Source organism: Stenotrophomonas maltophilia, from assembly GCF_039555535.1.
GTDB classification, from domain to species: domain Bacteria; phylum Pseudomonadota; class Gammaproteobacteria; order Xanthomonadales; family Xanthomonadaceae; genus Stenotrophomonas; species Stenotrophomonas maltophilia_Q.
In genome coordinates, this window is the sequence record NZ_CP154630.1 from 1815830 (window position 1) to 1841851 (window position 26022).

General features: G+C 66.0%; 25 protein-coding genes. 13 read left to right on the forward strand and 12 right to left on the reverse strand.

Annotation, left to right across the window (positions count from 1 at the left end):
- Positions 1-120 precede the first annotated feature (120 nt).
- The 4 genes from hutU to hutI are packed head-to-tail and all read right to left on the reverse strand — an operon-like array spanning position 121 to position 5397.
- Positions 121-1788: a urocanate hydratase gene (gene hutU, locus AASM09_RS08400; RefSeq protein WP_049427583.1), complete on the reverse strand. Its 1668-nt coding sequence runs from the start codon at positions 1786-1788 to the stop codon at positions 121-123.
- Positions 1785-2639, reverse strand: a complete 855-nt coding sequence (gene hutG / locus AASM09_RS08405) for an N-formylglutamate deformylase (protein ID WP_049427585.1) — start codon at positions 2637-2639, stop codon at positions 1785-1787. The genes hutU and hutG overlap by 4 nt, the downstream gene beginning before the upstream one ends.
- The gene (hutH, locus tag AASM09_RS08410; RefSeq protein ID WP_049427587.1) at positions 2636-4177 is read right to left on the reverse strand and encodes a histidine ammonia-lyase; all 1542 of its coding nucleotides are present in this window, start codon (positions 4175-4177) and stop codon (positions 2636-2638) included. The genes hutG and hutH overlap by 4 nt, the downstream gene beginning before the upstream one ends.
- On the reverse strand, positions 4174-5397 hold the full coding sequence (gene hutI / locus AASM09_RS08415; protein WP_049427589.1) for an imidazolonepropionase: 1224 nt from the start codon (positions 5395-5397) through the stop codon (positions 4174-4176). The genes hutH and hutI overlap by 4 nt, the downstream gene beginning before the upstream one ends.
- A gap of 67 nt (positions 5398-5464) precedes the next feature.
- Between hutI and AASM09_RS08420 the strand changes: the two genes are divergently transcribed.
- From AASM09_RS08420 to AASM09_RS08435, 4 genes are all read left to right on the forward strand, one after another.
- Complete coding sequence (locus AASM09_RS08420) at positions 5465-6835, forward strand: formimidoylglutamate deiminase (RefSeq protein WP_049427591.1); 1371 nt, start codon at positions 5465-5467, stop codon at positions 6833-6835.
- Positions 6836-6862: 27 nt separating this feature from the next.
- The gene (hutC, locus tag AASM09_RS08425; protein ID WP_049427593.1) at positions 6863-7591 is read left to right on the forward strand and encodes a histidine utilization repressor; all 729 of its coding nucleotides are present in this window, start codon (positions 6863-6865) and stop codon (positions 7589-7591) included.
- A 94-nt stretch (positions 7592-7685) separates the two neighbouring features.
- Positions 7686-7868 carry a type II toxin-antitoxin system HicA family toxin gene (locus AASM09_RS08430; protein WP_049427608.1) on the forward strand — a complete coding sequence of 61 codons (183 nt, stop codon included), beginning with the start codon at positions 7686-7688 and terminating at the stop codon, positions 7866-7868.
- 8 nt (positions 7869-7876) lie between these two features.
- Positions 7877-8269: a type II toxin-antitoxin system HicB family antitoxin gene (locus AASM09_RS08435; protein WP_049427595.1), complete on the forward strand. Its 393-nt coding sequence runs from the start codon at positions 7877-7879 to the stop codon at positions 8267-8269.
- A 119-nt stretch (positions 8270-8388) separates the two neighbouring features.
- Here AASM09_RS08435 and AASM09_RS08440 read toward each other — a convergent pair whose 3' ends face one another.
- The 3 genes from AASM09_RS08440 to AASM09_RS08450 all read right to left on the reverse strand — a co-directional run bounded on the left by AASM09_RS08440 (position 8389) and on the right by AASM09_RS08450 (position 10508).
- Complete coding sequence (locus AASM09_RS08440; protein WP_049427597.1) at positions 8389-9423, reverse strand: restriction endonuclease; 1035 nt, start codon at positions 9421-9423, stop codon at positions 8389-8391.
- Between the two features lie 237 nt (positions 9424-9660).
- Positions 9661-10152 carry a phasin family protein gene (locus AASM09_RS08445; RefSeq protein ID WP_049427598.1) on the reverse strand — a complete coding sequence of 164 codons (492 nt, stop codon included), beginning with the start codon at positions 10150-10152 and terminating at the stop codon, positions 9661-9663.
- A gap of 80 nt (positions 10153-10232) precedes the next feature.
- Positions 10233-10508, reverse strand: a complete 276-nt coding sequence (locus AASM09_RS08450) for a polyhydroxyalkanoic acid system family protein (RefSeq protein ID WP_005417302.1) — start codon at positions 10506-10508, stop codon at positions 10233-10235.
- Between the two features lie 125 nt (positions 10509-10633).
- Between AASM09_RS08450 and AASM09_RS08455 the strand changes: the two genes are divergently transcribed.
- The 4 genes from AASM09_RS08455 to aroA all read left to right on the forward strand — a co-directional run bounded on the left by AASM09_RS08455 (position 10634) and on the right by aroA (position 15378).
- Positions 10634-11440, forward strand: a complete 807-nt coding sequence (locus AASM09_RS08455; RefSeq protein WP_049427599.1) for an FHA domain-containing protein — start codon at positions 10634-10636, stop codon at positions 11438-11440.
- Between the two features lie 217 nt (positions 11441-11657).
- Positions 11658-12743, forward strand: a complete 1086-nt coding sequence (serC, locus tag AASM09_RS08460; protein ID WP_049427601.1) for a 3-phosphoserine/phosphohydroxythreonine transaminase — start codon at positions 11658-11660, stop codon at positions 12741-12743.
- Positions 12744-12794: 51 nt separating this feature from the next.
- Positions 12795-13994: a prephenate dehydratase gene (gene pheA / locus AASM09_RS08465; protein WP_049427602.1), complete on the forward strand. Its 1200-nt coding sequence runs from the start codon at positions 12795-12797 to the stop codon at positions 13992-13994.
- A 76-nt stretch (positions 13995-14070) separates the two neighbouring features.
- Positions 14071-15378: a 3-phosphoshikimate 1-carboxyvinyltransferase gene (gene aroA, locus AASM09_RS08470; protein WP_049427604.1), complete on the forward strand. Its 1308-nt coding sequence runs from the start codon at positions 14071-14073 to the stop codon at positions 15376-15378.
- A gap of 291 nt (positions 15379-15669) precedes the next feature.
- Here aroA and AASM09_RS08475 read toward each other — a convergent pair whose 3' ends face one another.
- Both AASM09_RS08475 and AASM09_RS08480 read right to left on the reverse strand, forming a co-directional pair.
- The gene (locus AASM09_RS08475) at positions 15670-16242 is read right to left on the reverse strand and encodes an energy transducer TonB (protein ID WP_049430059.1); all 573 of its coding nucleotides are present in this window, start codon (positions 16240-16242) and stop codon (positions 15670-15672) included.
- A gap of 119 nt (positions 16243-16361) precedes the next feature.
- Positions 16362-17000 (reverse strand): energy transducer TonB, encoded by a 639-nt coding sequence (locus AASM09_RS08480; protein ID WP_049430060.1) that lies wholly within the window; start codon positions 16998-17000, stop codon positions 16362-16364.
- Between the two features lie 113 nt (positions 17001-17113).
- On the opposite strand from AASM09_RS08480, the gene serS reads away from it, so the two are divergent.
- A complete protein-coding gene (serS, locus tag AASM09_RS08485) occupies positions 17114-18394 on the forward strand; it encodes a serine--tRNA ligase (RefSeq protein ID WP_049430061.1) in 1281 nt (426 codons plus the stop codon).
- A 249-nt stretch (positions 18395-18643) separates the two neighbouring features.
- Here serS and AASM09_RS08490 read toward each other — a convergent pair whose 3' ends face one another.
- Positions 18644-19000 carry a variant SH3 domain-containing protein gene (locus AASM09_RS08490; protein WP_049427676.1) on the reverse strand — a complete coding sequence of 119 codons (357 nt, stop codon included), beginning with the start codon at positions 18998-19000 and terminating at the stop codon, positions 18644-18646.
- Positions 19001-19206: 206 nt separating this feature from the next.
- Positions 19207-19794: an FMN-dependent NADH-azoreductase gene (locus AASM09_RS08495; protein ID WP_100443801.1), complete on the reverse strand. Its 588-nt coding sequence runs from the start codon at positions 19792-19794 to the stop codon at positions 19207-19209.
- 135 nt (positions 19795-19929) lie between these two features.
- On the opposite strand from AASM09_RS08495, the gene AASM09_RS08500 reads away from it, so the two are divergent.
- Positions 19930-20922: a LysR family transcriptional regulator gene (locus AASM09_RS08500; RefSeq protein WP_049429058.1), complete on the forward strand. Its 993-nt coding sequence runs from the start codon at positions 19930-19932 to the stop codon at positions 20920-20922.
- A gap of 54 nt (positions 20923-20976) precedes the next feature.
- Here the strand turns inward: AASM09_RS08500 and AASM09_RS08505 are convergent, their stop codons facing one another.
- Positions 20977-22050: a DUF4241 domain-containing protein gene (locus AASM09_RS08505; protein WP_049429059.1), complete on the reverse strand. Its 1074-nt coding sequence runs from the start codon at positions 22048-22050 to the stop codon at positions 20977-20979.
- Positions 22051-22246: 196 nt separating this feature from the next.
- Between AASM09_RS08505 and AASM09_RS08510 the strand changes: the two genes are divergently transcribed.
- The 3 genes from AASM09_RS08510 (at position 22247) to AASM09_RS08520 (ending at position 26007) form a co-directional block, all read left to right on the forward strand.
- A complete protein-coding gene (locus AASM09_RS08510) occupies positions 22247-23707 on the forward strand; it encodes a site-specific integrase (protein WP_049429754.1) in 1461 nt (486 codons plus the stop codon).
- A 345-nt stretch (positions 23708-24052) separates the two neighbouring features.
- Positions 24053-24568, forward strand: coding sequence for a hypothetical protein (locus AASM09_RS08515; RefSeq protein WP_049429753.1), 516 nt, complete (start codon positions 24053-24055; stop codon positions 24566-24568).
- A gap of 356 nt (positions 24569-24924) precedes the next feature.
- Positions 24925-26007, forward strand: a complete 1083-nt coding sequence (locus AASM09_RS08520) for an ankyrin repeat domain-containing protein (protein ID WP_049429751.1) — start codon at positions 24925-24927, stop codon at positions 26005-26007.
- Positions 26008-26022 lie beyond the last annotated feature (15 nt).

Here is a 26022-nt window from a genome sequence, read left to right on the forward strand (position 1 = left end):
CGGCTGACTTTGGGCCAGACGTCGTGCACTCGGAAAAAATCGAGCCGAGCATGGGCTCGGCTCTACAGGTAGTTCCGGTAGCGCCGGGCCATGCCCGGCGGCAGTCGTGCAGGGATGCGATCAGCCGAGGATTCCCGGCAGATCCAGTCCCTTTTCCTTCGCGCAGTCGATCGCGATCTCATAACCCGCATCGGCATGGCGCATCACGCCAGTGGCCGGGTCGTTCCACAGCACGCGGCCAATCCGCTTCGCCGCCGCTTCGGTGCCATCGCAGACGATGACCATGCCGGCATGCTGCGAGAAGCCCATGCCGACGCCGCCACCGTGGTGCAGTGAGACCCAGGTCGCGCCGCTGGCGGTATTGAGCAGGGCGTTCAACAGCGGCCAGTCGGACACGGCATCGGAACCATCGGCCATCGCCTCGGTTTCGCGGTTCGGCGATGCCACGCTCCCGCTGTCCAGGTGGTCGCGGCCGATCACCACCGGTGCCTTCAGTTCACCGTTGGCCACCATCTCGTTGAAGGCCAGGCCCAGACGATCGCGATCACCCAGGCCGACCCAGCAGATGCGCGCCGGCAGGCCCTGGAACTTGATCTTCTCGGCGGCCATGTCCAGCCAGCGGTGCAGGTGCGGGTTGTCCGGAATGAGTTCCTTCACCTTGGCATCGGTCTTGGCGATGTCTTCCGGGTCGCCACTCAGCGCCGCCCAGCGGAATGGGCCGATGCCACGGCAGAACAGCGGGCGGATGTAGGCCGGCACGAAACCGGGGAAGTCGAAGGCATTGGCCACGCCTTCTTCCAGCGCCATCTGCCGCAGGTTGTTGCCGTAGTCCACGGTGGGTACGCCCAACGCGTGGAAACCGAGCATGGCGCGGATGTGGTTGGCCATCGACGCGCGCGCGGCCTTCTCCACTTCCTTGGGGGCGGACACGCGCTTGTCGTCCCACTGCTCGACGGTCCAGCCCTGCGGCAGGTAGCCGTTCACCGGGTCGTGCGCGGAGGTCTGGTCGGTCAGCAGGTCCGGCTTCACGCCGCGGTTGAGCAGTTCGGCCAGCACGTCGGCAACGTTGCCGAGCAGGCCCACCGACTTCGGCGTTCCGGCCTTGCACGACTCCTCGATCAGGCGCAGCGCTTCGTCAAGATTGTCGGTCCAGGTGTCCAGATAGCCGGTGCGCAGGCGCATGTCGATGCTGCTCTTGCGGCACTCGACGGCCAGGCAGGAGGCGCCGGCCATCACGGCAGCCAGCGGCTGTGCACCGCCCATGCCGCCCAGGCCACCGGTGAACAGCCACTTCCCGGTCAGGTCGCCACCGAAATGCTGGCGGCCCATTTCCACGAAAGTCTCGTAGGTGCCCTGCACGATGCCCTGCGCGCCGATGTAGATCCAGCTGCCGGCGGTCATCTGGCCGTACATGGCCAGGCCCTTCTTATCCAGCTCGTTGAAGTGGTCCCAGTTGGCCCAGCGCGGAACCAGGTTGGAGTTGGCGATCAGCACGCGCGGCGCATCGGCATGGGTGCGGAACACGCCCACCGGCTTGCCGGACTGCACCAGCAGGGTCTGGTCGTCGTCCAGGCGCTTGAGCGTTTCGACGATGGCATCGAAGCTCTCCCAGTCACGCGCGGCGCGGCCGATGCCGCCGTACACCACCAGTTCCTGCGGCCGCTCGGCCACGTCCGGGTGCAGGTTGTTCATCAGCATGCGCAGCGGCGCTTCGGTCAGCCAGCTCTTGGCGTTGAGCGTGGTGCCGGTCGGCGCGGCGATGGTGCGGGACGGGTCGTTGCGGGTCATGCGGCGCTCCGGTTCGTAGCGAATTCAAGGCAGGCGTTGAGCACCTGCGCCAGGGTGTGGCGCAGTGGTGCGGCGTGGTCGGGGTCGAGCGGGGTGGGCCAGCTGTGCTCGTCCACCTGGTCGGGCAACGGTTCGTGCATGTAGCCGCGGCAGGCCAGCTCCATCTGCAGGCTGTGCACGCCGCCGGCGACGTTGCTGTAGTGGCGGGTGATCCAGCCGCCCTTGAAGCGGCCGTTGCGCACCTGGCTCATGCCGCTGATCTTCAGCAGGTTCTCCACCACGTCGCTCAAGGCGTTGTCGCAGGAGGTGTCTGGTGCGCCGGACGGGCCGGCGGTACCGAGGTTGAACTGCGGCAGTTCGCCGTCGAACAGGTGCGGGATGTGCGAGCGGATCGAATGCGCGTCGTACACCACCACGGTGCCGTGGCGTGCACGCAGGCGGGTGATCTGTGCGGCCAGCGCATCGTGGTAGGGCAGGAAATACGTGTCGCGGCGACGGGCGATTTCTGCGTCGTCCGGTTCGCGCCCGGCGTGGTACAGCGGCTGGTTGTCGAAGGTGGTCAGCGGGCACAAGCCGGTGGTGTTCTGGCCCGGGTACAGCGACACGCCGCTGGGATCGCGGTTGAGGTCGATCACCGAACGTGAGATCGCCGAGCGCACTGTGGTCGCGCCCATGCCGCGCACGAAGTCGTACAACTCGTGCACCCACCAGTCGGCGTCGCGGCGTGCCAGCCACGGCGAGTGGTAGTCGCCGATCAGGTCGTGCGGCACCTCGCTGCCGGTATGCGGGAAGCTGACGATCAACGGGGCGTCGCCCTCGTGCACCGTCAACCATTCGGGATGGGTGTTCATGCCTGCGGTTCCACGGTCGGCAACAGGTCGGTCAGGCCACGTGCCAGCGCGCCGCTGCGCACCAGGTGGGTGGCGGTCACCATGTCCGGGTGGAAGTAGCGGTCTTCTTCCAGCGTCGGCACCTGGGCACGCAGGGTGGCGCGCACGTTCTCGAGCGCGGCGCTGGAGCGCAGCGGGGCATGGAAATCACAGCCCTGCGCGGCGGCCAGCAGCTCGATGCCGATCACGTTGGCGGCGTTCTCGGCCATCTGCATCAGGCGGCGTGCACCGTGCGCGGCCATCGACACGTGGTCCTCCTGGTTGGCCGAGGTGGGGATCGAATCGACGCTGGCCGGGTAGGCGCGCTGCTTGTTTTCCGAGACCAGCGCGGCGGCGGTCACCTGCGGAATCATGAAGCCGGAATTCAAACCCGGGCGCGGGGTCAGGAAGGCCGGCAGGCCGGACAGCGCCGGGTCCACCAGCATCGCCAGGCGGCGCTCGCTGATCGAGCCGATCTCGCACACCGCCATCGCCAGCATGTCAGCGGCGAAGGCCACCGGCTCGGCGTGGAAGTTGCCGCCAGACAGTGCTTCGCCGGTATCGGTGAATACCAGTGGATTGTCGGACACGCCATTGGCTTCGATTTCCAGCGTGGTCGCGGCCTGGCGGAGGATATCCAGCGCCGCGCCCATCACCTGCGGCTGGCAGCGCAGGCAGTACGGGTCCTGCACGCGCACGTCGTTGTCGCGGTGCGATTCGCGGATGTCCGAGCCCTGCATCAGCGTGCGGAGCGTGGCGGCGGTGGCGATCTGCCCGCGCTGGCCACGGATGGCATGGATGCGCGGATCGAACGGCGTGTCCGAACCCTTGGCCGCTTCCACCGACAACGCGCCGGTGACCAGTGCCGCCTGGAACACGGTTTCGATGTCGAACAGGCCGGCCAGCGCATAGGCGGTGGAGAACTGGGTGCCGTTGAGCAGCGCCAGGCCTTCCTTCGCGCCCAGTTCGATCGGCTGCAGGCCGGCACGCGCCAATGCGTCGGTTGCGGGCAGGCGTTCGTCACCGATGAACGCTTCGCCCACACCCAGCATCACGCTGGCCAGGTGCGAAAGCGGTGCCAGATCGCCGGAAGCACCCACCGAGCCCTGCGCCGGCACCACCGGCAGCACGCCCTTGACCAGCATCGCTTCCAGCAGCAGCAGCGTTTCCTCGCGGATGCCCGACGCACCCTGCGCCAGGCTGACCAGCTTCAGCGCCATCATCAACCGCACCACGCTGGCCGGCATCGGCTCGCCCACGCCGGCGGCATGCGAGAGCACGATGTTCCGCTGCAGGGTGGCCAGGTCTTCGCGCTCGATGCGCACGCTGGCCAGCTTGCCGAAGCCGGTGTTGATGCCATACACCGGCGCGCCCTTGGCGACGATGGCGGCCACCGCCGCAGCGCTGGCGCGCACCACCGGCAGCGCAGCCGGGTCCAGTGCAAGCGGCGCACCGCGATAGACCTGCCGCCACTGGGCGAGAGTGACATGGCCGGGGCGAAGAACCAGGGTGTTGCTCATGTGTTGCTCCAGGAGGCAGGCAGGTCGGGCTGACCGCGCACCACGCGCGCGTGCAGCGGGTTGAATCCAATGCGATAGACCAGATCGGCGGGGGCGTCGATGTCCCAGATCGCCAGGTCGCAGTCCATGCCGACAGCGAGTCGGCCGATGCGCTCGCCATGGCCCAGCGCGCGCGCCGCTTCACGGGTGAAGCCGGCGATGCACTCGTCCACGGTCAGGCGGAACAGGGTGGCGCCCATGTTCATCGCCAGCAGCGGGCTGGTCAGTGGCGAAGTGCCCGGGTTGCTGTCGGTGGCCAGTGCCAGTGGCACGCCGGCCGCGCGCAATGCAGCGATCGGCGGCAGGGTGGTATCGCGGGTGAAATAGAAGGCGCCCGGCAGCAGCACGGCCACGGTGCCGGCGGCGGCCATCGCGGCGATGCCAGCGTCATCCAGATGTTCAATGTGGTCGGCGGAGAGCGCACCGAAGCCGGCCGCCAGTTCGGCACCGTGCTGGTTGCTCAGCTGTTCGGCGTGGATCTTCACCGCCAGCCCGTTCGCCCTCGCTGCCTCGAACACCTGTCGCGCCTGCGCCGGGGAAAACGCGATGTTCTCGCAGAACACGTCCACCGCTTCGGCCAGGCCTTCGGCAGCGATGGCCGGAATCATCACGTTGCACACCTCGTCGGTGTATTCCTGCGCCTCGCGGCCCGGCGGAATCGCGTGCGCGCCGAGGAAGGTGGTGACCACGTTGACCCGGCATTCCTCGCCCAGTGCGCGCGCAACCTGCAGCTGCTTGCGCTCGTCGGCCAGGGTCAGGCCGTAGCCGGACTTGATCTCGATGGTGGTCACGCCTTCGGCGCGCATCGCCAGCAGGCGTGGCCGGCTCTCGCTGGCCAGCTGCCCGGGCGTGGCAGCGCGGGTGGCGCGCACGGTGGAGACGATGCCGCCGCCGGCACGGGCGATGTCGGCATAGCTGACGCCCTGCAGGCGCTGCTCGAATTCGTTGGCGCGGTTGCCGGCGTAGACCAGGTGGGTGTGGCAGTCGATCAGGCCCGGCGACATCCAGCGACCCTCGCCGTCGATGCGGGTGGTCGGCTGCAGGTGGGTATCGCTGCCGGCGGCACCGACGTGGACGATGCGCCCGTCCGCGCAGGCCAGTACGCCATCGCGGATGACGCCCAGGCCCTCGCCGTCGAGGGTGATCAGGTGGACGTTGGACCAGAGGGTATCGACGTGCATGGCATCCACAACGCGGCTGTGCTTATATGTCTATACAATATAGGCGTCCATTTCGGGTTGTCCAGCCATGTCCGATTCGCGTTCCCAGCTCAGTTTCCATGCCACCTACGCCCTGCTGGCCCAGGGCTGGGCCCGCGATGTCCGGCTGCAGGTCCAGGACGGCCGCATCACGGCGATCAGCATGGGGCAGGGCGCGCAGGACGGTGACACCCGCGTCGGCATCCTGGTGCCGGGCCTGCCCAACCTGCACAGCCACGCGTTCCAGCGCGGCATGGCCGGCCTGACCGAGATCGGCGGCGGCGACGGTGACAGCTTCTGGAGCTGGCGCGAACTGATGTACCGCTTCCTGGCCCACCTGCGCCCGGACGCGGTGCAGGCCATCGCCGCCCAGGCCTACATGGAAATGCTGGAAAGCGGCTTCACCCGCGTCGGCGAGTTCCACTACCTGCATCACGATGCCGACGGCCAGCCGTATGCCGATCGCGCCGAGATGAGTGCGCGCATCGCTGCCGCCGCCGCGCAGACCGGCATCGGCCTGACCCTGCTGCCGGTGTTCTACGCCCACGCCGATTTCGGTGGCGCGCCGCCGAATCCGGCGCAGCGCCGCCTGATCCATGATGTCGAGGGCTTCGCGCAGCTGCTGGACGCGGCGAAGCCGGCGTTGGACGCGCTGCCCGACGCGGTGCTCGGCATCGCCCCGCACAGCCTGCGCGCGGTCACCGGGGAGGAGCTGGACGCGCTGCTGCCGCTGACCGATGGCCCGGTGCATATCCATATCGCCGAGCAGATGCGCGAAGTCGAGGCCTGCCTGGCCTGGAGCGGCCAGCGCCCGGTGCAGTGGCTGTACAACCATGTGCCGGTGGATGCGTGCTGGTGCCTGGTGCATGCCACCCATATCACCGATGACGAGCGCGCGGCCATCGTGGCCAGCGGTGCCGTGGCCGGGCTGTGCCCGATCACCGAGGCGAACCTGGGCGACGGCCTGTTCCCGATGCAGGCCTTTGCGCGCGAGGGCGGCCGTTTCGGTGTCGGCTCCGATTCCAACGTGTTGATCGATGCCGCCGAAGAACTGCGCCTGCTCGAATACGGCCAGCGGCTTACCTTGCGCGGGCGCAACGTGCTGGCCCCGGATGCCACCCGCAGTACCGGTCGTTTCCTGTTTGAAGGCGCACTGCACGGTGGTGCGCAGGCGCTGGGCGTGGCTGCTGGCCTGCAGGTCGGCGCCAGCGCCGATCTGGTTGAGCTGGACGCCGCGCACCCGGCGTTGCAGGCGCGGCAGGATGACGCATGGCTTGACAGCTGGGTGTTCGCCGCACGTAATGGCGCGCTGCGATCGGTCTGGCGACATGGCCGCCAGTGCGTGGCCGAGGGCCGCCACCTGCAGCGCGAGGCGATCACCACCGCCTTCGCCGCCGCCCTGAAGGGCGTGCTGGGCTGATCGCCTCCGCCACCGGGACCCCATTACGTGAAGGCCAGCAAGTCCGCCACGCTCAACCAGCGTATCCGCAGCGATCTGGAAAGCCGCATCCTCAGCGGGGAGTGGGCGCCGGGCTTCCGTATTCCCTACGAGCACGAGCTGATGGAACAGTACGGCTGCTCGCGGATGACGGTGAACAAGGTGCTGACCGCGCTGGCCGAGAGCGGCATGATCGAGCGTCGCCGTCGTGCGGGTTCGTTCGTAGCGCGGCAGCCGCCGCACCTGGAGCAGGTGGCGCTGGAAATTCCCGATATCGCCATGGAGGTCGGCTCGCGCGGCCACCTGTACGGCTACCGGCTGCTGCAGCGCGAGCTGCGCCTGGCCGAAAGCAGCAATGCCGGCGAGGTGGAGCTGGCCGGCCAGCAGCAGCTGCTGGCGATGCGCTGCCTGCATCTGGCCGATGGCCGCCCGCTGGCACTGGAGCATCGCCTGATCAGCCCCGTCGGCGTGCCCGAGGTGCTGGAGGTCGATTTCAGCACCACCGCGCCTGGCAGCTGGCTGCTGCAGAACGTGTCGTGGACGCGCGCGCAGCACCGCATCAGTGCCTGGGGCGCGGACACCGCCAGCGCCCAGCTGCTGGACGTGAAGCCCGGCACCGCCTGCCTGGTGATCGAGCGCCTGACCTGGCGCGGCGAACAGCCGATCACCCGCGTGCGGCAGGTGTTCCTGGGGGATGCCTGGGACCTGGTGGCGCGCTTCGCGCCGGGCGCGCGATAGGGATTCCATCCACGCATGGCGTGGATCAACGGGTCTGGAACGGCTGTCGTCTTGAACTCTGTTGATGCGTGTGTACGATGTGTATCGTCCCTGCATGAAGAGCAGGGACCTCATCCGGGATCTGGAGGCGGCAGGTTGGACCTGTTGCAGGATTCGGGGATCCCATCATGTATTCGTGCACCCGCACCGGTCCCACATCATCACCGTGCCTCACCCCCAAAAGGATCTGGGCAAGGGTCTGGTGCTGGCGCTGCGGAAACTGGCAGGACTGACGTAGGAGGTCCCATGCGCTATCCAGTCTTGATTGAGGCCGGCGATGAACGCACCGCGTGGGGTGTCATCGTTCCCGATCTGCAGGGGTGCTTCTCGGCGGCCGACACGCTTGACGATGCACTCAGTGCGGCCGAGGAATCTGCGCTTGCCTGGATCGATGCGGCCCTGGATGAGGGGCGCTCGATTCCGAATCCTTCTGCGCCACAGAAGATCGTCGCCGAGGCTCCCAGTGGTACGGCCTGGATTCTTGCCTACATCTGCATTGATCCATCCCTGCTGGACGACACCATCGAGCGGGTCAACATCAGCCTGCCGCGTCGCATCCTGGCGAGGCTGGATGCGCAGGCCAGGGCGGCCGGCGAATCCCGCTCCAGTTACATTGCGCATCTCGCGGCGTTGGGCTGAGCAGGCGCCATGTAGAGCCGAGCCCATGCTCGGCTGCTGTTCGCGTGATGGGCGATGAGTCGGGGGATTCGTGCATCGGGATTCAGTAGATCCACGCCATGCGTGGATGCTCGCCCCCATCAATACGTGGCGCATTGCCGCCAGCGTACCGGCTCATTCACGCCGGGGCGGGCATTGAGCTGGATGCGCACGTTGCGCAGCGCGGGATAGCGCAGCACTTCCTCGCACACGCGTGGCCACACGGCTTCCAGTTCACCGGTGCGGTTGATCGCCAGGGTCTGCCGGGTCAGCCAGACACCGCTGGCGATACCAGGCTTGCCGGCCAGGGCGCGGGCCAGATCGGCCTGGAAGCGCTCCAGGGTGGCCGCGTCCGGATTGGGATTGCTGCGCTCATCGGTGGCCGCCGCCGTCGGCGAGGGCGCCGCAGTGATGGGCGATGCAGCCTCGCTCGCTTCGGGTGCTGCGTCGGCTGCGGGGGCGTCCGCTGGCGACGGGGCAGTCTCCACTGGCAACGGGGCAGTCTCCCCCGGCGCTGGGGTAACGGGCGCGGTGTCCTCCACATGCAGGCCCTGCAGGCCGAGCCCGACCAGCAGGCCCAGCGTCACCGAACCCAGCGCGGCGATAGCGATGCGGCGCAGCGCCTCATGCCGCGCACGGGTGCGCACGCGCGATTCGATGTCCGCCGGCAGGTAGGGTTGCAGCAACGGCCACAGGCGGGGGCCATCAAGGACTTCCACCGCCTGCTTCTCGGCAGCGCTGCGGCCATCGCGTTCGATCCGGCCTTCGGTCAGCAGCACGCCACCCTTGGCGCCGGCCAGGCGCGCGGCGGCGCCCAGTTCGTTCACCGCGGCGGTACCAATGCGATAGGCCAGGCCGTGCTTGCACGACACCAGCCAGGTGTTGGGGCCATCGCTGAGCAGGAAGTCGCTGCTGGGCTCGCGTGATTCTTCGGTGGTATCGCTGAGTTCACGCAGGCCGCGCTGTTCGCGCAGCATGCGCTTGACCAGCACCGAGAATTCGCGCCAATGCATGCCGGCCAGCGCCTGCAGGCCCAGTTGCATCTCCTTCTGCCGCCGCTTGATCCACCACAGATAGACAACGGCCAGGGAACAGGTAAGCAGGGCCGACAGCAGGGCCAGGATCCAGGGAAGCATGCAGGAGGTGCGCGGAAGGGGCGAATGCGGAAGACGACAGTGTAAAGGTCGCACTATCCGGCTGGGTCAGGACGTTCCTGACAGGAAGCGTGACGGAACGCTCAGATCGGCATATGGCAGGCACGAAAAACCCGCCAATCCTGAAGCCGTGAGGGGAGGGAACAAACGGCAGCCGAAGCGATTGGCGGGTTGCTCGCGATTGTCAATCAAAATTTATTGCATTGCAACAATCGATGTTCAGGGCACGCTGCCCGGCGACTGATGGCTGCCCGGTGCGGGGGCATCGGCGCCCGAGGCCGCACGGTTTTCCAGCTTGGCCAGCCGCGCGTGCAGGGCGTCGATACGGGCTTCCAGCGCGGTCACCTCGTCGGCAGTGGGCACGTGCAGGCGCTTGAGCACGCCCTGCACCTGGTCGTCGAAGGCCTTTTCGACCTTGTTCCAGGTGCCGGAGGCCTTCTCGCGGGCCTCATCCAGTGAGGTTTCCACGTTGTCGCGCCAGCCCGGACCCTGTTCGCCATTGCGTTCACGGCGGCGGGCTTCCCAGGCTTCGCCTTCCTTCACCAGGCCATCGAAGAAGCGGCTGCCCTCGGCCTGTGCGCGGCCCAAGGCCCCCAGGCCGGCCAGCCAGACCTGCTGGGCCGAGTCACTGAGCTTGCGCGAGAAGCGCTCGGCCTGGTCACCGAACGAGGCGTCGTCGTTGCGGCGGTCATCGTTTTCGTACTGGTTCATCGCACTTCCCGTGGGAGTTGGGCCTGGCCCGAGAGTAGCGCGCGTTGGCGTTGCACGGCCGTGACGGCCGCCGCCGGGGTTCAGCCCAGCTTTTCCTTCAGCACGCGCTGGATCTCGCCTTCGACCATGCCTTTCATCGCCGATAGCAGGAAGCCCAGCTTGGCGGTCACGCGCACAGCGCCCGGCTGCAGTTCGATCGCGCCATCCACGCCGCTGCCGGAAAAGTTCAGCACGTCGGCGGTCCAGGACGACTTCAGGCCGAAGCGCTCGGACAGCTTGGCGGCAACCTGTTCGATCGCGGCGCGTGCCTGTGCGTCGGGCAGGGCGTGGGCGTGGCGGACATCGATGGTGGACATGCGGGCTCCTGGCGCAGGGCGGGGATGATCTATGAGGGCGAGCATTGTGCGCATCGAGGGCCGTCGCGCCAAGCACTCATCGCAGGTTCTTCTTCGTTGGCGGCCAACCTGCTAGGCTGCGCCGCGTGCAGAACCTGCTTGTTCACTTCAGTCAACAACAACAGCCCGACCAGCCGCTGCGGCCCGGGGTGCAACGCATCGTGCGCCAGGCCAACGGCAGCGTACGGCTCGGCGACGCCGGCCACGGCGCCCTGCTGCTGGCGCAGTTCTGCATGGATGATCGCGGCCTCTGGCTGCAGGTCGGCAACGGTATCCGTGGCATCCACGTGAATGGTCGCCCGGTGCGCCGCATGGCCCTGCTGCGTGCGGGCGATGCGGTGTACGTGGACGGCGTGGAAATGGTCCTGCAGGGTGAGGTGGAAAGCCTGCTGCAGGCGCCCGCACCGAAGAACGACGACGGCAACGATGAGCAGCAGCGTCTGCTGCGTGGTGTCGGCGGCCTGCATCATGGCCGCAGTTTCACCCTGTCGCGTGCCCGCCTGGTCGGTCGCGGCAGTGAGGCCGACATCGCCATCGACGACCCGGCCTTCGCCGAACAGCACGCCCGCGTGGAAGTGCACGGTGATCGTGTGTTGCTGCGCGACCTCGGCAGTGCCGACGGCACCCGGGTCAACGGCGTGGCCGTGCGCCACTGCTGGCTGCAGGCCGGCGATCAGGTGGTGTTCGATGGCCAACACCGTTTCGTGCTGGAAGTGCCGCATGATCCACGTCGGCGTCCGCTGCCGGCCGAGGACGAGTCCAGCGAGGACGCGGAACAAGCGCCGGTGCTGCCTGCTGCACCGCGCAGGGTCCGGCGCTGGCCGTGGCTGCTGGCCAGCGCCTTGTTGCTGGCGGCAGTGCTCAGCCTGCTGCTCTGGTTCGGCGCGCGCTGATCCGCATCCGCCGGGTCCGCTCTGGTGGGTGCCGACCTTGGTCGGCACGCTCCTCCGGCGGGCATGACGCCTGACGGCGTACGCCGACCAAGGTCGGCGACTACCGGAGCATTGCTGCGGGCCAATGGATTCCAATGAAACCAAATTTCCCTTGCGCCACAAGGCCGCAAGGCTGGTGCACTGCGGCATACTAGGGGTCTTGCCCCACAGGTGTGACATGACGCGCGCGTTCAACTTCAGTGCCGGCCCTGCAACCTTGCCGGAATCGGTCCTGCGCCAGGCGCAGGCGGAAATGCTGGACTGGCACGGTTCCGGTGCCTCCATTGTGGAAATGAGCCATCGCGGCGCGGAATTCATGTCGGTGGCCGCCGAGGCCGAGGCCGACCTGCGTCGCCTGCTCGATATCCCCGACGACTATGCGGTGCTGTTCCTGTCCGGTGGCGCCACCACTCAGCAGGCGCTGATCCCGCTCAACTTCGCCGCCCCCGGCCAGCGCGCCGACTATGTGGTCAGTGGCCACTGGGGCAAGACCGCGGTCAAGCAGGCCGGTGTCTACGTCGACGTCAACATCGCCGCCAGCAGTGAGGGCGACGGATACCGCACCTTGCCGCCGCGTGCCGATTGGCAGCTCTCGCCCGGTGCGGCCTACGTGCACATCACCGCCAACGAGACCATCCACGGCGTCGAGTTCCGTGATGTGCCCGACACCGGCAACGTCCCGTTGATCGCCGATTTCAGTTCGTCCATCGCCAGCGAGCCGCTGGATGTGCGCCGCTACGGCGTGATCTACGCCGGCGCGCAGAAGAACCTCGGTCCGGTCGGCATCGCGGTGATGATCATCCGCCGTGACCTGCTCGAACGCAGTGGCCAGCCGCGCGCGGACATCTTCGATTACCGCTCGCACGTCGCCCGCGATTCGATGCTCAACACCCCGCCGACCTGGAACTGGTATCTGGCCGGCCTGGTGTTCAAGTGGATGCTGGCCGAGGGCGGCGTGACCGAGTTCGCCAAGCGCAACGCCGCCAAGGCCGCGTTGGTATACGGCGCCATCGACGGCTCCGGCGGCTTCTACCGCAATGAGGTCGCACATGCGGCCCGTTCGCGGATGAACATCCCGTTCTTCCTGCCCGATGCCGAACTCGACGCCCGTTTCGTCGCCGAAGCCAAGGCTGCCGGCCTGCTGGCGCTGAAGGGCCACAAGGTGGTCGGGGGCATCCGGGCCTCGCTGTACAACGCCATGCCGCTGGCCGGGGCCGAGGCGCTGGTCGCTTTCATGGCCGATTTCCAGCAGCGTCACGGTTGAGCAATGAATGGCGCGCACCGTCGGGTGCGTGCCCCGCAACAGGGAATTCCGATGGCAAGCAGCAAATCCAGCAAGAAGGCGCCGAAGAAAGCCGAACCGGCCAAGGACAGCGCGCCCACCAAGGCGAAGGGCAAGGCCAAGGCCGCGTCGAACCCGGCGCCCACCCTGGCGCCGCTGGCGCTGGCCGATGTGCGCTCGAAGATCGACCAGATCGACCGTGACATCCAGAACCTGATCGCCGAGCGCGCGCGTTTCGCCCACCAGGTCGGCAAGGCCAAGGGCAAGCTGGCCGCCGCTGTCGACTACTACCGCCCCGAGCGCGAAGCACAGGTGCTGCGCATGGTGGTCGATCGCAATGAGGGGCCGCTCAGCGACGAGCTGCTGGTGCACGTCTACCGCGAGATCATGTCGGCCTGCCTGGCCCAGCAGGAGCCGCTGAAGATCGGCTACCTCGGCCCGGAAGGCACCTTCAGCCAGCAGGCCGTGCTCAAGCACTTCGGTCGCTCGGCGCTGGGCCTGCCGATGGCCAGCATCGAGGAAGTGTTCCAGGAAGTGGAAGCCGGCAATGCCGATTTCGGCGTGGTGCCGGTGGAGAATTCGGGGCAGGGCACCATCCAGATCACCCTGGACATGTTCCTGACCTCCAACCTGAAGATCTGTGGCGAAGTGGAGCTGCGCGTGCAGCAGTACCTGATGTCGCGCAGCGGCCGCATCGAAGACATCGAGCGCATCTACGCGCACCCGCAGTCGTTCATGCAGACCTCGGCGTGGCTGCGTGCGAACCTGCCGAAGGCCGAAAAGATCCCGGTGTCGAGCAATGCCGAGGGTGCACGCCGTGCGCGCAACGCCGACGACGCGGCGGCCATCGGCGGCGAGAGCGCCGGCCATGTGTACGGCCTGAAGAAGGTGGTCACCAAGCCCATCCAGAACGATGCCGACAACACCACCCGTTTCCTGGTGGTGGGCCGCAACATCTTCCCGACCTCCGGCCACGACCGTACCTCGGTGCTGGTGTTCATCCATGACAAGCCTGGTGCGCTGTTCGACGTGCTCAGCCCGTTCGCCCACCATGGCATCAGCATGAACCGCATCGAGTCGCGCCCGTCGCACCACGGCAAGTGGGAGTACGGCTTCTTCATCGACCTGGCCGGCCACATCGACGACGCGCCGATGCAGGCTGCCCTGGCCGAACTGGAAGCGCACTCGGCGCAGATCAAGGTGCTCGGCTCCTACCCGGTGGCCGTGCCCTGAGTGCTGCTGCGGCGGCAACGGCCGCCGCTCCCTGATGCATCGCCGGCACTGCCGGTGTTTACGGAATGATCGAACGATGAGCAACGCGCAACACTGGATTGCCCGCAAGGGCCAGCCGCTGCAGGGCAGCCTGACCATTCCCGGCGACAAGTCGGTCTCGCACCGCTCGGTGATGTTCGCCGCGCTGGCCGATGGCACCTCGCATATCGAAGGCTTCCTGGAAGGCGAAGACACCCGCGCCACCGCGCGCATCTTCAGCCAGCTCGGCGTGCGCATCGAAACGCCCAGCCCGTCGCAGCGGATCGTGCATGGCGTCGGCGTCGATGGGCTGAAGGCCCCAGACGCACCGCTGGACTGCGGCAATGCCGGTACCGGCATGCGCCTGCTGGCCGGCCTGCTGGCAGGCCAGGCCTTCGATTGCACGCTGATCGGCGATGAATCGCTGTCGGGCCGCCCGATGCGTCGCGTCACCGGCCCGCTGTCGCAGATGGGCGCGAAGATCGACACCCAGGACGACGGCACGCCGCCGCTGCAGGTGCATGGCGGCCAGTCGCTGCACGGCATCGACTTCGCCTCGCCGGTGGCCAGCGCACAGATCAAGTCGGCGGTGCTGTTGGCCGGACTGTACGCGCAGGGCGAAACCCAGGTGACCGAACCGCATCCGACCCGTGACTACACCGAGCGCATGCTGTCGGCGTTCGGCGTGGATATCGAATTCTCGCCGGGCAAGGCGTGCCTGCGTGGCGGCCAGCGCCTGCGTGCCACGGACATCGTGGTGCCGGCCGACTTCTCGTCTGCGGCGTTCTATCTGGTGGCCGCCAGCATCATTCCCGGCTCCGAACTGCGCCTGAAGCAGGTTGGCCTGAACCCGCGTCGCACCGGCCTGCTGCACGCGCTGCGCCTGATGGGCGCGGACATCACCGAAGAGAATCCGGCCGAGCAGGGGGGTGAACCCGTTGCCGATCTGGTGGTGCGCTACGCCCCGCTGAAGGGCGCACGCATTCCGGAAGCGCTGGTGCCGGACATGATTGACGAATTCCCCGCGCTGTTCGTGGCGGCCGCGGCCGCAGAAGGCCAGACCGTGGTGAGCGGTGCGGCCGAGCTGCGAGTGAAGGAATCCGATCGTCTCGGTGCGATGGCCACTGGCTTGCGCGCGCTGGGCATGCAGGTGGACGAAACCGAAGACGGTGCCACCCTGCACGGTGGCGTGCGCTTGGGCAGCGGCACCATCGAAAGCCACGGCGACCATCGCATTGCCATGGCGTTCGCCATTGCCGGCCAGATCAGTGACGGCGAAGTGCGCATCAACGATATCGCCAACGTCGCCACGTCGTTCCCGGATTTCGACGGCCTTGCGCGCAGCGCCGGTTTCAACCTGGCCTGACCGGCACCGCAACCGCCGGGCGTGGCCCGGCGCTACCGGACACGGTGTGGGTAGCGCCGGGCCATGCCCGGCGGATCGCATTCCGCGGTAGCTGCCGACCTTGGTCGGCACGTTCACATCACCCGGTAGGTGCCAACCTTGGTTGGCACGTTCACATCGCCCGGTAGGTGCCGACCTTGGTCGGCACGTTCACATCGCCCGGTAGGTGCCGACCTTGGTCGGCACGCTTTTCCGCATAAAAGGACGGAGGCCGAAGCCTCCGTCTAAACATCACGAACCCCTCGTCCGCGATCAACGCTGCTCGGTACGGAAATCCACCGGGACCCGCACCACGCTGGCGATGGCACGGCCTTCGTGCATCGCCGGCTGGAACTTCCAGTTCTGCACAGTGCTCAGCACTGCGCGGTCCAGATCGCGACTGCGCTCGCCGCTGCGCGAAACGATCGCGGCATTGGCGACGTTGCCGCGGGTATCGACACTCAGGCTGGCGATCACGCTGCCCTGCACGCCACTACGCAGCGCGGCGGCGGGGTAGGTGGGCATGCGGTTGCTGGCCAGCGGCCGGGCCTCACGATTGCGCACTACCGGGGCGGCCTTCCGCGAAGCAGTAGCGGGGGCTGCCTGGGGCGCGGCAGGGGCCGCTGCATCCGTCACCGCTGCCTCCTCGGGGGCGGGAAGCATGCGCTCACCAACTGGCGCCGGTGCCACGTCTTCCTGGTTCGAATGACGCAGCCAGAGCAGGGCGGCCGCAAACATCGCCACGATCAGCGCGATCCACATCCAGGGCGACGTGGGTTTGTGCTGCAGGTTGGAATCTTCCTGCAGATGCGGCGAATGAAGGTCTTCGTGGGTGGTGGCAGCCATCGCTAACTCCTTCCGTCAATGGACGACATGGGAAGTGTTGCGCGAGCCACGGACGAGAAGTGTCAGCATTGCGTCAACGCCACCGGCAGGGTTCAGTTTGCCTGCCGGGAAGCGTTCAGTTACTGCGTCTTGAAGTCGAACGGCACTTCAATGCTGCCGGGGACGGCCTGGCCGTTGCTCTGCGCCGGAGTGAAGCGCCAGCGGCGCACGGCGTCTGTGGCGGCACGGTCGAGCTCGCGTGAACCGCTGCGCTGGATCACCGTGGCGTTGTTTGGATAGCCAGTGGCGTCCACGTCCACCCGCACCACCACGGTGCCGGTCTCGCCAGCGCGCAGCGCGGCAGCCGGGTAGGCGGGTGGCGGCGACTGGCCGGCAATCGGCATCGGCTGGCTGTTGCCGGTGGCCGCCGGCGCAGGGCCCGGTGCGGCCGGGGTTGCTTCAGCGATGGGGGCAGGCGGCGGTGGGGCCGTTTCGACCAGCTTGGGTGCTTCTTCCTCTACCGGGGCCGGCTTGGCATCGGGCATGTCGCTGGAACCGGCCGCAGCGGCCAACGGCTCCGGCAGGGGCTCGATCTGGGCGGTTTCCTGCGGGGTCTGCGCGGCAGGATCGGCGCGGAAGAACTCCTTGTCGCGACCGGTCAGCCAGACCAGCACGAACAGCAGCACGCCCACCCCGAAGGCGATACCGGCGATCTTCAGGGCATTGCGCGGGATATGCACAGTGAACGACTTGGCGGACGACGAGCGGGGTGCAGACATGGACCGGACCAGTACGGAATGGCTCGATTCTGCCACGGCGGGAATGAACCGGGCGGCAGAAATCCGTATAACAAGCGATAATCCCATTCCTGATACCCACCACGACACCTGCCATGCTTGATCCAGCCCTGCTCCGCCACCAGCCCGCCGACCTCGCCGAACGCCTGCGCACCAGCCGTGGCTTCGAGCTCGACGTGTCTGCCCTGGAGTCCCTGGAGGCCGATCGCAAGCGCATCCAGGTGCGGACCCAGGAGCTGCAGAGCCTGCGCAACAGCCGTTCCAAGGCCATCGGCCAGGCCAAAGCCAAGGGCGAGGACGTTTCGGCCATCATGGCCGAGGTTGCCGCCTTCGCCGACGAGCTGAAGGCCTCGGAAGTGGCGCTGGACGAGCTGCGCGAGAAGATCGAAGCGATCTCGATGGGCATTCCGAACCTGCCGGCCGATGACGTGCCGGCCGGTGCCGACGAGAACGACAACGTCGAGCAGGCGCGCTGGGGCACCCCGCGCCAGTTCGATTTCAAGGTGCTTGACCACGTCGAACTGGGCGCCCGCAACGGGTGGCTGGACGGCGAGACCGCGGCCAAGCTGTCCGGCTCGCGCTTCACGGTGCTGCGCGGCCCGATCGCGCGCCTGCACCGTGCGCTGGCCCAGTTCATGGTCGACCTGCACACCGGTGAGCACGGCTATGAGGAAACCAACGTGCCGCTGCTGGTCAACGCCGATTCGCTGCGCGGCACCAGCCAGCTGCCGAAGTTCGAGGACGACCTGTTCAAGACCGCCGTGGGCGACTCCACGCGTTACCTGATCCCGACCTCGGAAGTGCCGCTGACCAACATCGTGCGCGATGAGATCGTCGACGCCGAGCGCCTGCCGCTGCGCATGACTGCCCACTCGATGTGCTTCCGCGCCGAGGCCGGCAGTGGTGGCCGCGACGTGCGCGGCATGATCCGCCAGCACCAGTTCGAGAAGGTCGAGCTGGTGTCGATCAGCCGCCCGGAAGACAGCGACGCCGAACACCAGCGCATGACCCGTTGCGCCGAAGTGGTGCTGGAAAAGCTGGGCCTGCCGTACCGGAAGGTGCTGCTGTGCACCGGCGACATGGGCTTCTCGGCCATCAAGACCTACGACCTGGAAGTCTGGCTGCCGTCGCAGCAGACCTACCGCGAGATCTCCTCGTGCTCGAACTGTGGTGACTTCCAGGCCCGTCGCATGCAGGCGCGCTGGCGCAACCCGGCCACCGGCAAGCCGGAACTGGCACACACCCTGAACGGCTCGGGCGTGGCGGTCGGCCGCGCGATGATCGCGGTGATGGAGAACTACCAGAACGCCGATGGCAGCATCACCGTGCCGGAAGCGCTGCGCCCGTACATGGGTGGGCTGGAAACCATCGCCTGACAACCGGCGCGTTGCGCCGCCGCCGAGCATAGGCTCGGGCGCTACAGATCCATGTAGAGCCGAGCCTATGCTCGGCTGCTCCTGCCCATCGCCAGTCGCATTGATTGTCGGGGCTCCGCGCCGCCGCCCGAGCATAGGCTCGGGCGCTACAGATCCATGTAGAGCCGAGCCTATGCTCGGCTGCTCCTGCCCATCGCCGGCCGCATTGATTGTGGGCGCTCGGCGCCGCCGCCGAGCATGGGCTCGGCGCTACTGGGTCTCTGTTGCCCGCAGCTTCTCCAGGGGTACCCATCCCGGTTCGCCGGTCTCCGGCACGCACCACGCCCAACCATTGAGCGTGCGCAGCCCACGCAGCAACTGCCCGGGATCCACATCCAGTTCCCGCGCGCAGTAATCCTCCGTGGCAAACGCGTCACCCTGCGCATCGCGACCGATCACCGGTGCCGGCACGAATCCGGGCTGCTGCCCCTCGGCCTCGCACAGGAACCAGTCCTTCCAGCCCTCCGGGCCTTCATAGCGTTTGCCCACCGTCAGCGCCTGGCCGCGGCGCAGGGTGATCGGGTGTGGAAATTCGCTGCGGTGCGCAGTGGTCACGATGTAGTTCATGGCCCACTGTACCGTTTCCGCCGGGCATGGCCCGGCGCCACCTTCCGGATCCGATAGCGCCGGGCCATGCCCGGCGGGCGGGAATCGGTCCACAAAAAAACGGCCCCGCAGAGCGGGGCCGTCAGGGTGGGCCGGGATGGGGGAGGGGATCCCGGCCCGCGTTCAGCGCCTCGACGAGGAGAGAGCGGCGCCGAACGCTGGAACGCTTATGCAGCGGCGGCTTCAGCCGCTTCGTGCGACGGCAGGGCCGCCAGCGCGCCGGCGATGGCGTCTTCACGGTGCTGCGGCGAGTAGGCGATGCCCTCGGCGCGCACGAACTCGATGTCGTTGATGCCCCAGAAGGCGAACGTCTGGCGCAGGAACGGCTCTTGGAAGTCGGCCGGCGAATCGGTGTAGATGCCGCCGCGGCTGCTGACCACGATCACGCGCTTGCCGCCGGCCAGGCCGATCGGGCCGTTCTCGGTGTACTTGAAGGTGCGCCCGGCCACGGCCACGCGGTCGATCCAGGCCTTCAGCGTGGACGGGATGCTGAAGTTGTACATCGGCGCGCCGATCACCACGATGTCCGCGGCAAGGAACTGCTCGAGCACCTGTTCAGCATCGGCGGCCTCCACCGCATCCGCCTTGGCCAGCGAACTGCTGCGCAGATGCGGTACCGGATTGGCGTCAAGATCGCGATAATCGACCTGCAGGCCTTCGATCTGCTGCTTGAACCGGGCCACCACGGCGGCGGTCAGGTGGCGGGAGACGGAGTTCTCGCCAAGCACGCTGGCGTCGAGATGCAGAAGCTTCATGGCAGTCACCTATGTTCTTATGTTCTGGAAGGAAGAAGCGGGTAGGCCCCGCCGACGGAGAGAACGATAGGTTGTTGCAAAGGCGGGATAAAGGTGATTGAATGCCACGTATTGTTCTAGATATGGAACTCGGGCATGCATGACCTGAATGATCTGTACTACTTTGCGATGGTGGTCGACCACGGTGGATTTGCCGCCGCCGAGCGCGCGCTGGGCATCCCCAAGTCGCGCCTGAGCCGCCGCATCAGCCAGCTGGAGACCGACCTGGGCGTGCGCCTGCTGCAGCGCTCCACGCGCCGCTTCGCAGTCACCGACGTCGGCACCAGTGTGCACCGCCACGCGCAGACGATGCTGGCCGAGGCGCAGGCCGCCCGCGAAGTGGTCGACCGCCTCAGCGCGGAACCGCGTGGCGTGGTGCGTGCCAGCGTACCGGTGTCGCTGGCGCAGATGCAGCTGCCCAAGCTGCTGCCCAAGTTCCTCGAGCAGTACCCGAAGGTGCGCCTGCAGCTGAACATCAGCAACCGCCGCGTGGACATCATCAATGAAGGCTACGACGTGGCCCTGCGCGTGCGTTCGCGCCTGGACGACGACGGCAGCCTGGTGATGCGCAGCTTCGGCCAGGTGCAGGAACTGCTGGTAGCCAGCCCTAAATACCTGGACCGCGCTGGCCGCCCGAAGGACCCGGAAGAGCTGACCCAGCACGTCACCCTCAGCATCAGCGAAGACGAGGCACGCCAGCGCTGGGAGCTGCATGGCCCGGAAGGCGAAGTGCGCCGGGTCGACCTGCAGCCACGCGTGGCCGGCTTCGACTTCCCGCTGCTGCAGAGCATGGTCAAGGACGGTTTCGGCATCACCATGCTGCCGGAAACCGTGTGCGCCGATGCCGTGCGCAATGGCGAGCTGGAAGTGGTGCTGCCGGACTGGTCGCTGCCGCAGGGCGTGTGCCACGCCGTGTTCGCCTCGCGCCGCGGCCTGTTGCCGGCGGTGCGCGTGTTCATCGACTTCCTGGCTGAGCACCTGCCGCCGCAGCTGGAGGCCTCGCGCCTGCATTGCGATGGAGCCTGTGAGAAGGCCAAGGAGCGCATCAAGGCCAGTGCACTGGGTGCGCTGGCGGTGGATGCGGGCTGAGAGAGCTGAATGGTAGCGCCGGGCCATGCCCGGCGTTGCTGTTTCCGGGGTCGATCACTTCCGCCCGAACAGCCGGCCCCAGAAACTGCGTTGAGGTGCCGGCATCGGCGTGGGGGTGATAGCCACCACCGGCGCTTCCAGTACTGCCATCAGCTCCGCGCTGCGCGGCTTCTTCAGGAAGTGCGCGTAGTCCAGATAGCTGGTCACTTTGCTCATGTGCAGGCGCTCCGGCATCGCCGGCAACGCGCCGCCCTGCAGCAGCACCCGCAACGCCTCCGGGCGGTCCTGCCGGATCGCCTCGAACACCGCGGTGCCGCCGCAGCCCGGTTCGATCTGATTGGCGCGCTGCGGCGCATCCTTCAACAGGTCGCGCAGCGCATCCGCGTCGTCCCGCTCCACGGCCTCCACCAGCCGCGCCAGCGCTTCCGCTTCTTCAGGTGGAAGGTTGTCGCGATAGGCCTGGTCGGCGATCTCGCGCTCGTCGCGCCCGTCACCGCCCTGGATGCACAAGAAATCGGTCACCAGGGCAACTGGAATGCCGGAGGTATCCAGCGCCCAGTAGCTCGGATACACACCGTCGCCCCAGCCGCTGGTGAATACGACCAGGCCGTGTGGCGAGTCCTCGCCCCACGGACGGTACTCGGCGCCTTCATCCAGACCGTCGTGGTCGATCAGCGCATCGGACCACGCGCTGTCTTCGTCGCCATTGGCCTGTTCGATCAGGGCCAGCAGTGCCTGCTGGGTGTCGGTGTCCATGAAACAGCCGATGCCGGCGTCGACCGGATAGCCGATGAAGCTGTCCTCATCCAGGCCGGTCAGGTCCTGCGTGGTCCAGCGCGCCATCTGCCAGTGCAGGGCAGATGCCGTGAGGGCTTCGCGGGGCTTGAACCAGACCACGGCCAGTGCCGGGCGGCCGCTGTGCACGATGATCTCGACCGGATGCCGGCCCAGCGGGGCGGTGTAGTCGGCCAGCGCCGGCGCCTCGGCCTGGACCAGAGGATCGCAGACCACCAGATGCCCGCTGCTGACCGGCAGGTGACCGGCGAACGTGCGGTGCAGGGCCACTGCGGCCAGCTGGGTGTCGTCCAGCAGGGTGGTGCGCAGGTTGGCCAGATCGAGGTGGGCCATGGGGGATCCGATTGCAGTGGAGGCCCCACCGTGCCGGATGCGAAGGGCGGGGGCAAGGGTGGTCTTGGGCAAATGGCCTTCACGTGCGAGAAATCCCACTCTCTCCGCCAACATCCATATAAGCTATTGATTTAATTTAACTTAGTTTGGATTTCTGAGTCTGCCGGCGGGACACAAATCGGGACACATCTCCCGAATGCGCATCCCCCATCACCTCATCCGCACCCCCTCCGGCACCTACGCCTTTCGTCAGCGTGTGCCCAGCGACTTGCATGCCATCATCGGCCGCAAGCTCATCAAGCAAACGCTTCGAACGTCGAACGTAGCGTCAGCCAGACTGCGCGCGATCGTCTTGGCATCAGGCTATGCTCAGGCCTATGGCGTGTTGAGGGATCAACGGGTGGACCGGTTTAGCAAGAAGGATCTGGAGTCGCTCGTCGAGCGATTGAGTGGCGGCGGAGATCGGCGTGATCTGACGCTTCATCGGACGCAGGCTGCGGACGGCACCATCACGGAACGCTGGCAGATCGACAGCGAAAACGATGTCCGTCTGTTCCGGCAAGCGCACAACTTCGCGACGGCGGCAGAGGTGGCGGCCATTGGCATGCTCGACCCCGAGCCGACGCCCGTTCGCGAGCCGCGTCCTCAGGTGAGCGAGACGATTTCGTTGGAGAAGGCGCGCGATGCGTGGCTGGCAAGCATCAAGCCGCGCACGTTGCCCAAGACATACACGATCAAGACAGCCGCAGTAGAGTCGCTCGTTGCGTTCCTGGGGCCTAAGTCAAGGATCCACACTGTCACTAGGCCAGACCTGGCGCGCTGGTATCAACACCTTCGTGACGGCGGGGCGTCGACGCCAACACTGACGAACAAGCAAAGCTATGTGGGAGGAAAGGGCGGCTTCTTTGACTGGGCCATCGCCTCTGGCTACTTCCCAAAGGGTGACAATCCCGCGACCGGGCATGTGAGCTATTCGCTGCGGGAGAAGCGCGCTCGGCGGAAGCTTGGCTTCAAGGCGTACGACCGTGATCAGATCCAAACGATCTTCTCGCCCAGCAACTTCGAGAAGCTCTCTGAGAATGCTCGATGGGCGTCGCTCCTTGGCCTCTACACAGGCGCACGAGCGTCGGAAGTGGGGCAGCTCTTGATTGCAGACATCTTGTTGGAAGGAAAGCTCCCTTGCATTCGAATTTCCGACGAAGGTGAGAACCAAAAGGTCAAAACGGAGGTCAGCCTTCGAACGGTTCCTCTTCATCCGGATCTCTTGGCACTGGGCTTCATGGATTGGGTTGCAACGCGCAAAGCAGTAGGTCACAAGCGTCTGTTTCCCCAGGCGAAGGGCGACGCGCTCAATGGTCAAGGCAATTGGATCACGAAGGCGTTTAGCCGACACTTGGCTACAATTGGCAAGGACTGGCCGAAGGCAAAGCGGGGCTTTCATTCATTGCGAAAGACCTTTATCCAAGAGCTGCAAACGCTCGGTGTGGCATCCGAGCTGCGCGCTCAGATCGTGGGGCATGAGCTCGATGACGAGCATCACGCCACTTACAGCCGCGCATTCACTGCGAAAGAGAAGCTTAACGGCATGGGAAAACACTCGCCAGGACTAGCGTCGTTGAACTACGAGTTGCGTCTGCGAACGCCAGTCAAGGGTTAGTGCCGAACTTTGGGCGTTCTGGGCTCGGAGCAGAGCGAGGCTTACTTGAACGGTAAGGCGATCTTGCAGGGCTTGAAAACGGCCGGCGACATCGAGGCGCTTCGGACCCACGACCTACGTCGTACCTTTGCTACAGTGACCGAGGAAGTGGTTCCTTGCGCGGTCATGAAGCGACTTCTGACTCACCGCAACAGGCGGGAGGTCACACGGGCCGCTATACCGGGGCGGACGATGCGCGGCTGCTGGAATAGATGACGGGTATCGAGCGAGTGATGCTGGGCTCGGATCCGGTGCTGCTTGCCATTTTGACCTAAATACCTAACTAGACCAGTCAAGGAGGAGCCAATGGGAAGCAAGGTTGTGATCGTAAGACTCGAAGTGCCGGATGCCGGCGAAGAGCTTTCTGCTCTTGAGCTGACTTGGGCTCCCGGCACCGACCAAGGGGATGGTTGCGATTTCCAGTTTGTCAGCGACTGGGATGCTAGTCGTCTCGTGCTCGAGACTCCGTTAGAGTGGGTTGCCGGTAGGCAGGTTCAACCGGGTGATGAGTCCGTGGCTGACGCTTGGGATGCATTTGGGAATAAACTTGGCCAAATCAGTGGGAAGCAACTCGAGGTGGTGACCCATCAGTGGGCATCGGCCGACGGGAGCTACATCGTCAGGCGCGTGAGCTTTCTCAAGGGAGGAAAGTGGATACTCCCTAAGACTCGTTTCGTCGTGCTGCCCAGTGCGGGGAGCGGGATTGTAGGTATTTACGCAGAGCCAGCCCTTGCTGTGGCCGAAGCCGAGGCGCAGGCTGAACAGCTAAAAAATTCACTGAGCCTTGAAAGCAATCAAACCAGCGGGCCACAGGGGATCTAGGCTTAGAGGTTGTCAGGCGGAGGCTGGCCGGGCGTCCGATTGGGCAGAGCCTTCGTCACGTCCTGATCCTTCCACATCGTCACGTAGGCCGGCTCCCAATGACGCCGATGCGAGCGCCAATGCTCGATACAAAGTTCAGTGGCAAGATCCGCCTCGCGGCGGGCGTCTCTGGCCGGCAAGCGAGAAAGCGCAGCGATGTATGCGCTGTTCCAAAATTCTTCGATGTTCATAAGTAGTTGAGAAGTTGATGTTCACCGTTTCTAAGGCAAAGCGCGCATCTGTCAAATATTGAACGCTTGGCAGGTCTACTCCTCTTTGAGCCTTGACGAAGTCAATATTGGCGATACGTTGGAAGGATGAGCAGCAAGAACAAAGAACAGTTCTATCGAGGACTTAAGAGGGCGATCCATGCGGGCGATTTGGGCGCGATCGTATCTCTCTGCGAGAAGCAAAAGGATGCAGACGAGGCGGCTCGAAATGCCATTGTCTTGGCGATCAGACTGGATCGTGACAATGTTATTGAGCAGCTCCTGCCGCTGCTGACGGCCTCCTGGCAGAGCGAGCCACTGAACGAAGCCGCTAAGTCTGGCAGGACAGAGTGCGTGGCGAGGCTGTTGCCGTTCTGCAACGTCGAAAGTGGAGATGCGCTTATCCTCGCAGCGAGACATGGGCATGTTGATACCGTCAAGCTGCTTATGCGCTCTTGCAGCCCTTTAGAGGGCGACTCCCAAGCGCTATATGAGGCCTCGCTTCATGGACATGCCGATGTCGTTTTACAATTGGTTTTGTTCTCGAATGCTAAGGCCAGGGGCAGTCGAGCACTGATCGCTGCTTGCAGGGCAGGTCATCTGGAAGTGGTCAGGCACCTTCTACCGTTCTCGTCCAAGATCCAATGCGCGCAGCGGGGACTTGAAGCTGCGGCAGAGCATAATCATGAGGCCGTTATCAAGTTCCTCATCGGCGCCGGACTTCCCGATCCAGAGGACACTTACTCCTTAGGGTTGAACATTTCAGCTGCTAGGGGGCATGCCCCGTTGGTCCGAACTCTGCTTTGGGCTATTGTCCGGACCGGCTTTACCCCACGCGACTTCGGCCAGGAGGCCTTATTCGTTGCAGCCAAGAACGGTCATGCGGAGGTGGTGAAGTCGGTAATGGAGTTTGCGCATAAAACTGCTTATCCCGAAGCGGCCCTATACGCTGCATTGCGCGGTGCACACGATGAGGTGGCCGATTTATTGGTTCGTCGGGTCAGTCTGGACCACGTGCGTGAACTGATCTCAGACGAGGATGTCGAGGTGAGGCTCGATCGATCAATCGCAAGGGCTGGTGCCGCGGCGCAGAAGAAAGAACTGCGATTCAACGAGAAGAGTCGGGAAAGAGAGTGTGACGCGGCGGCGGGAGGCCTGCCCCAAAAGCCCCATCCTGCGCGCAGACTGTGATGCGACCTTTAAGGC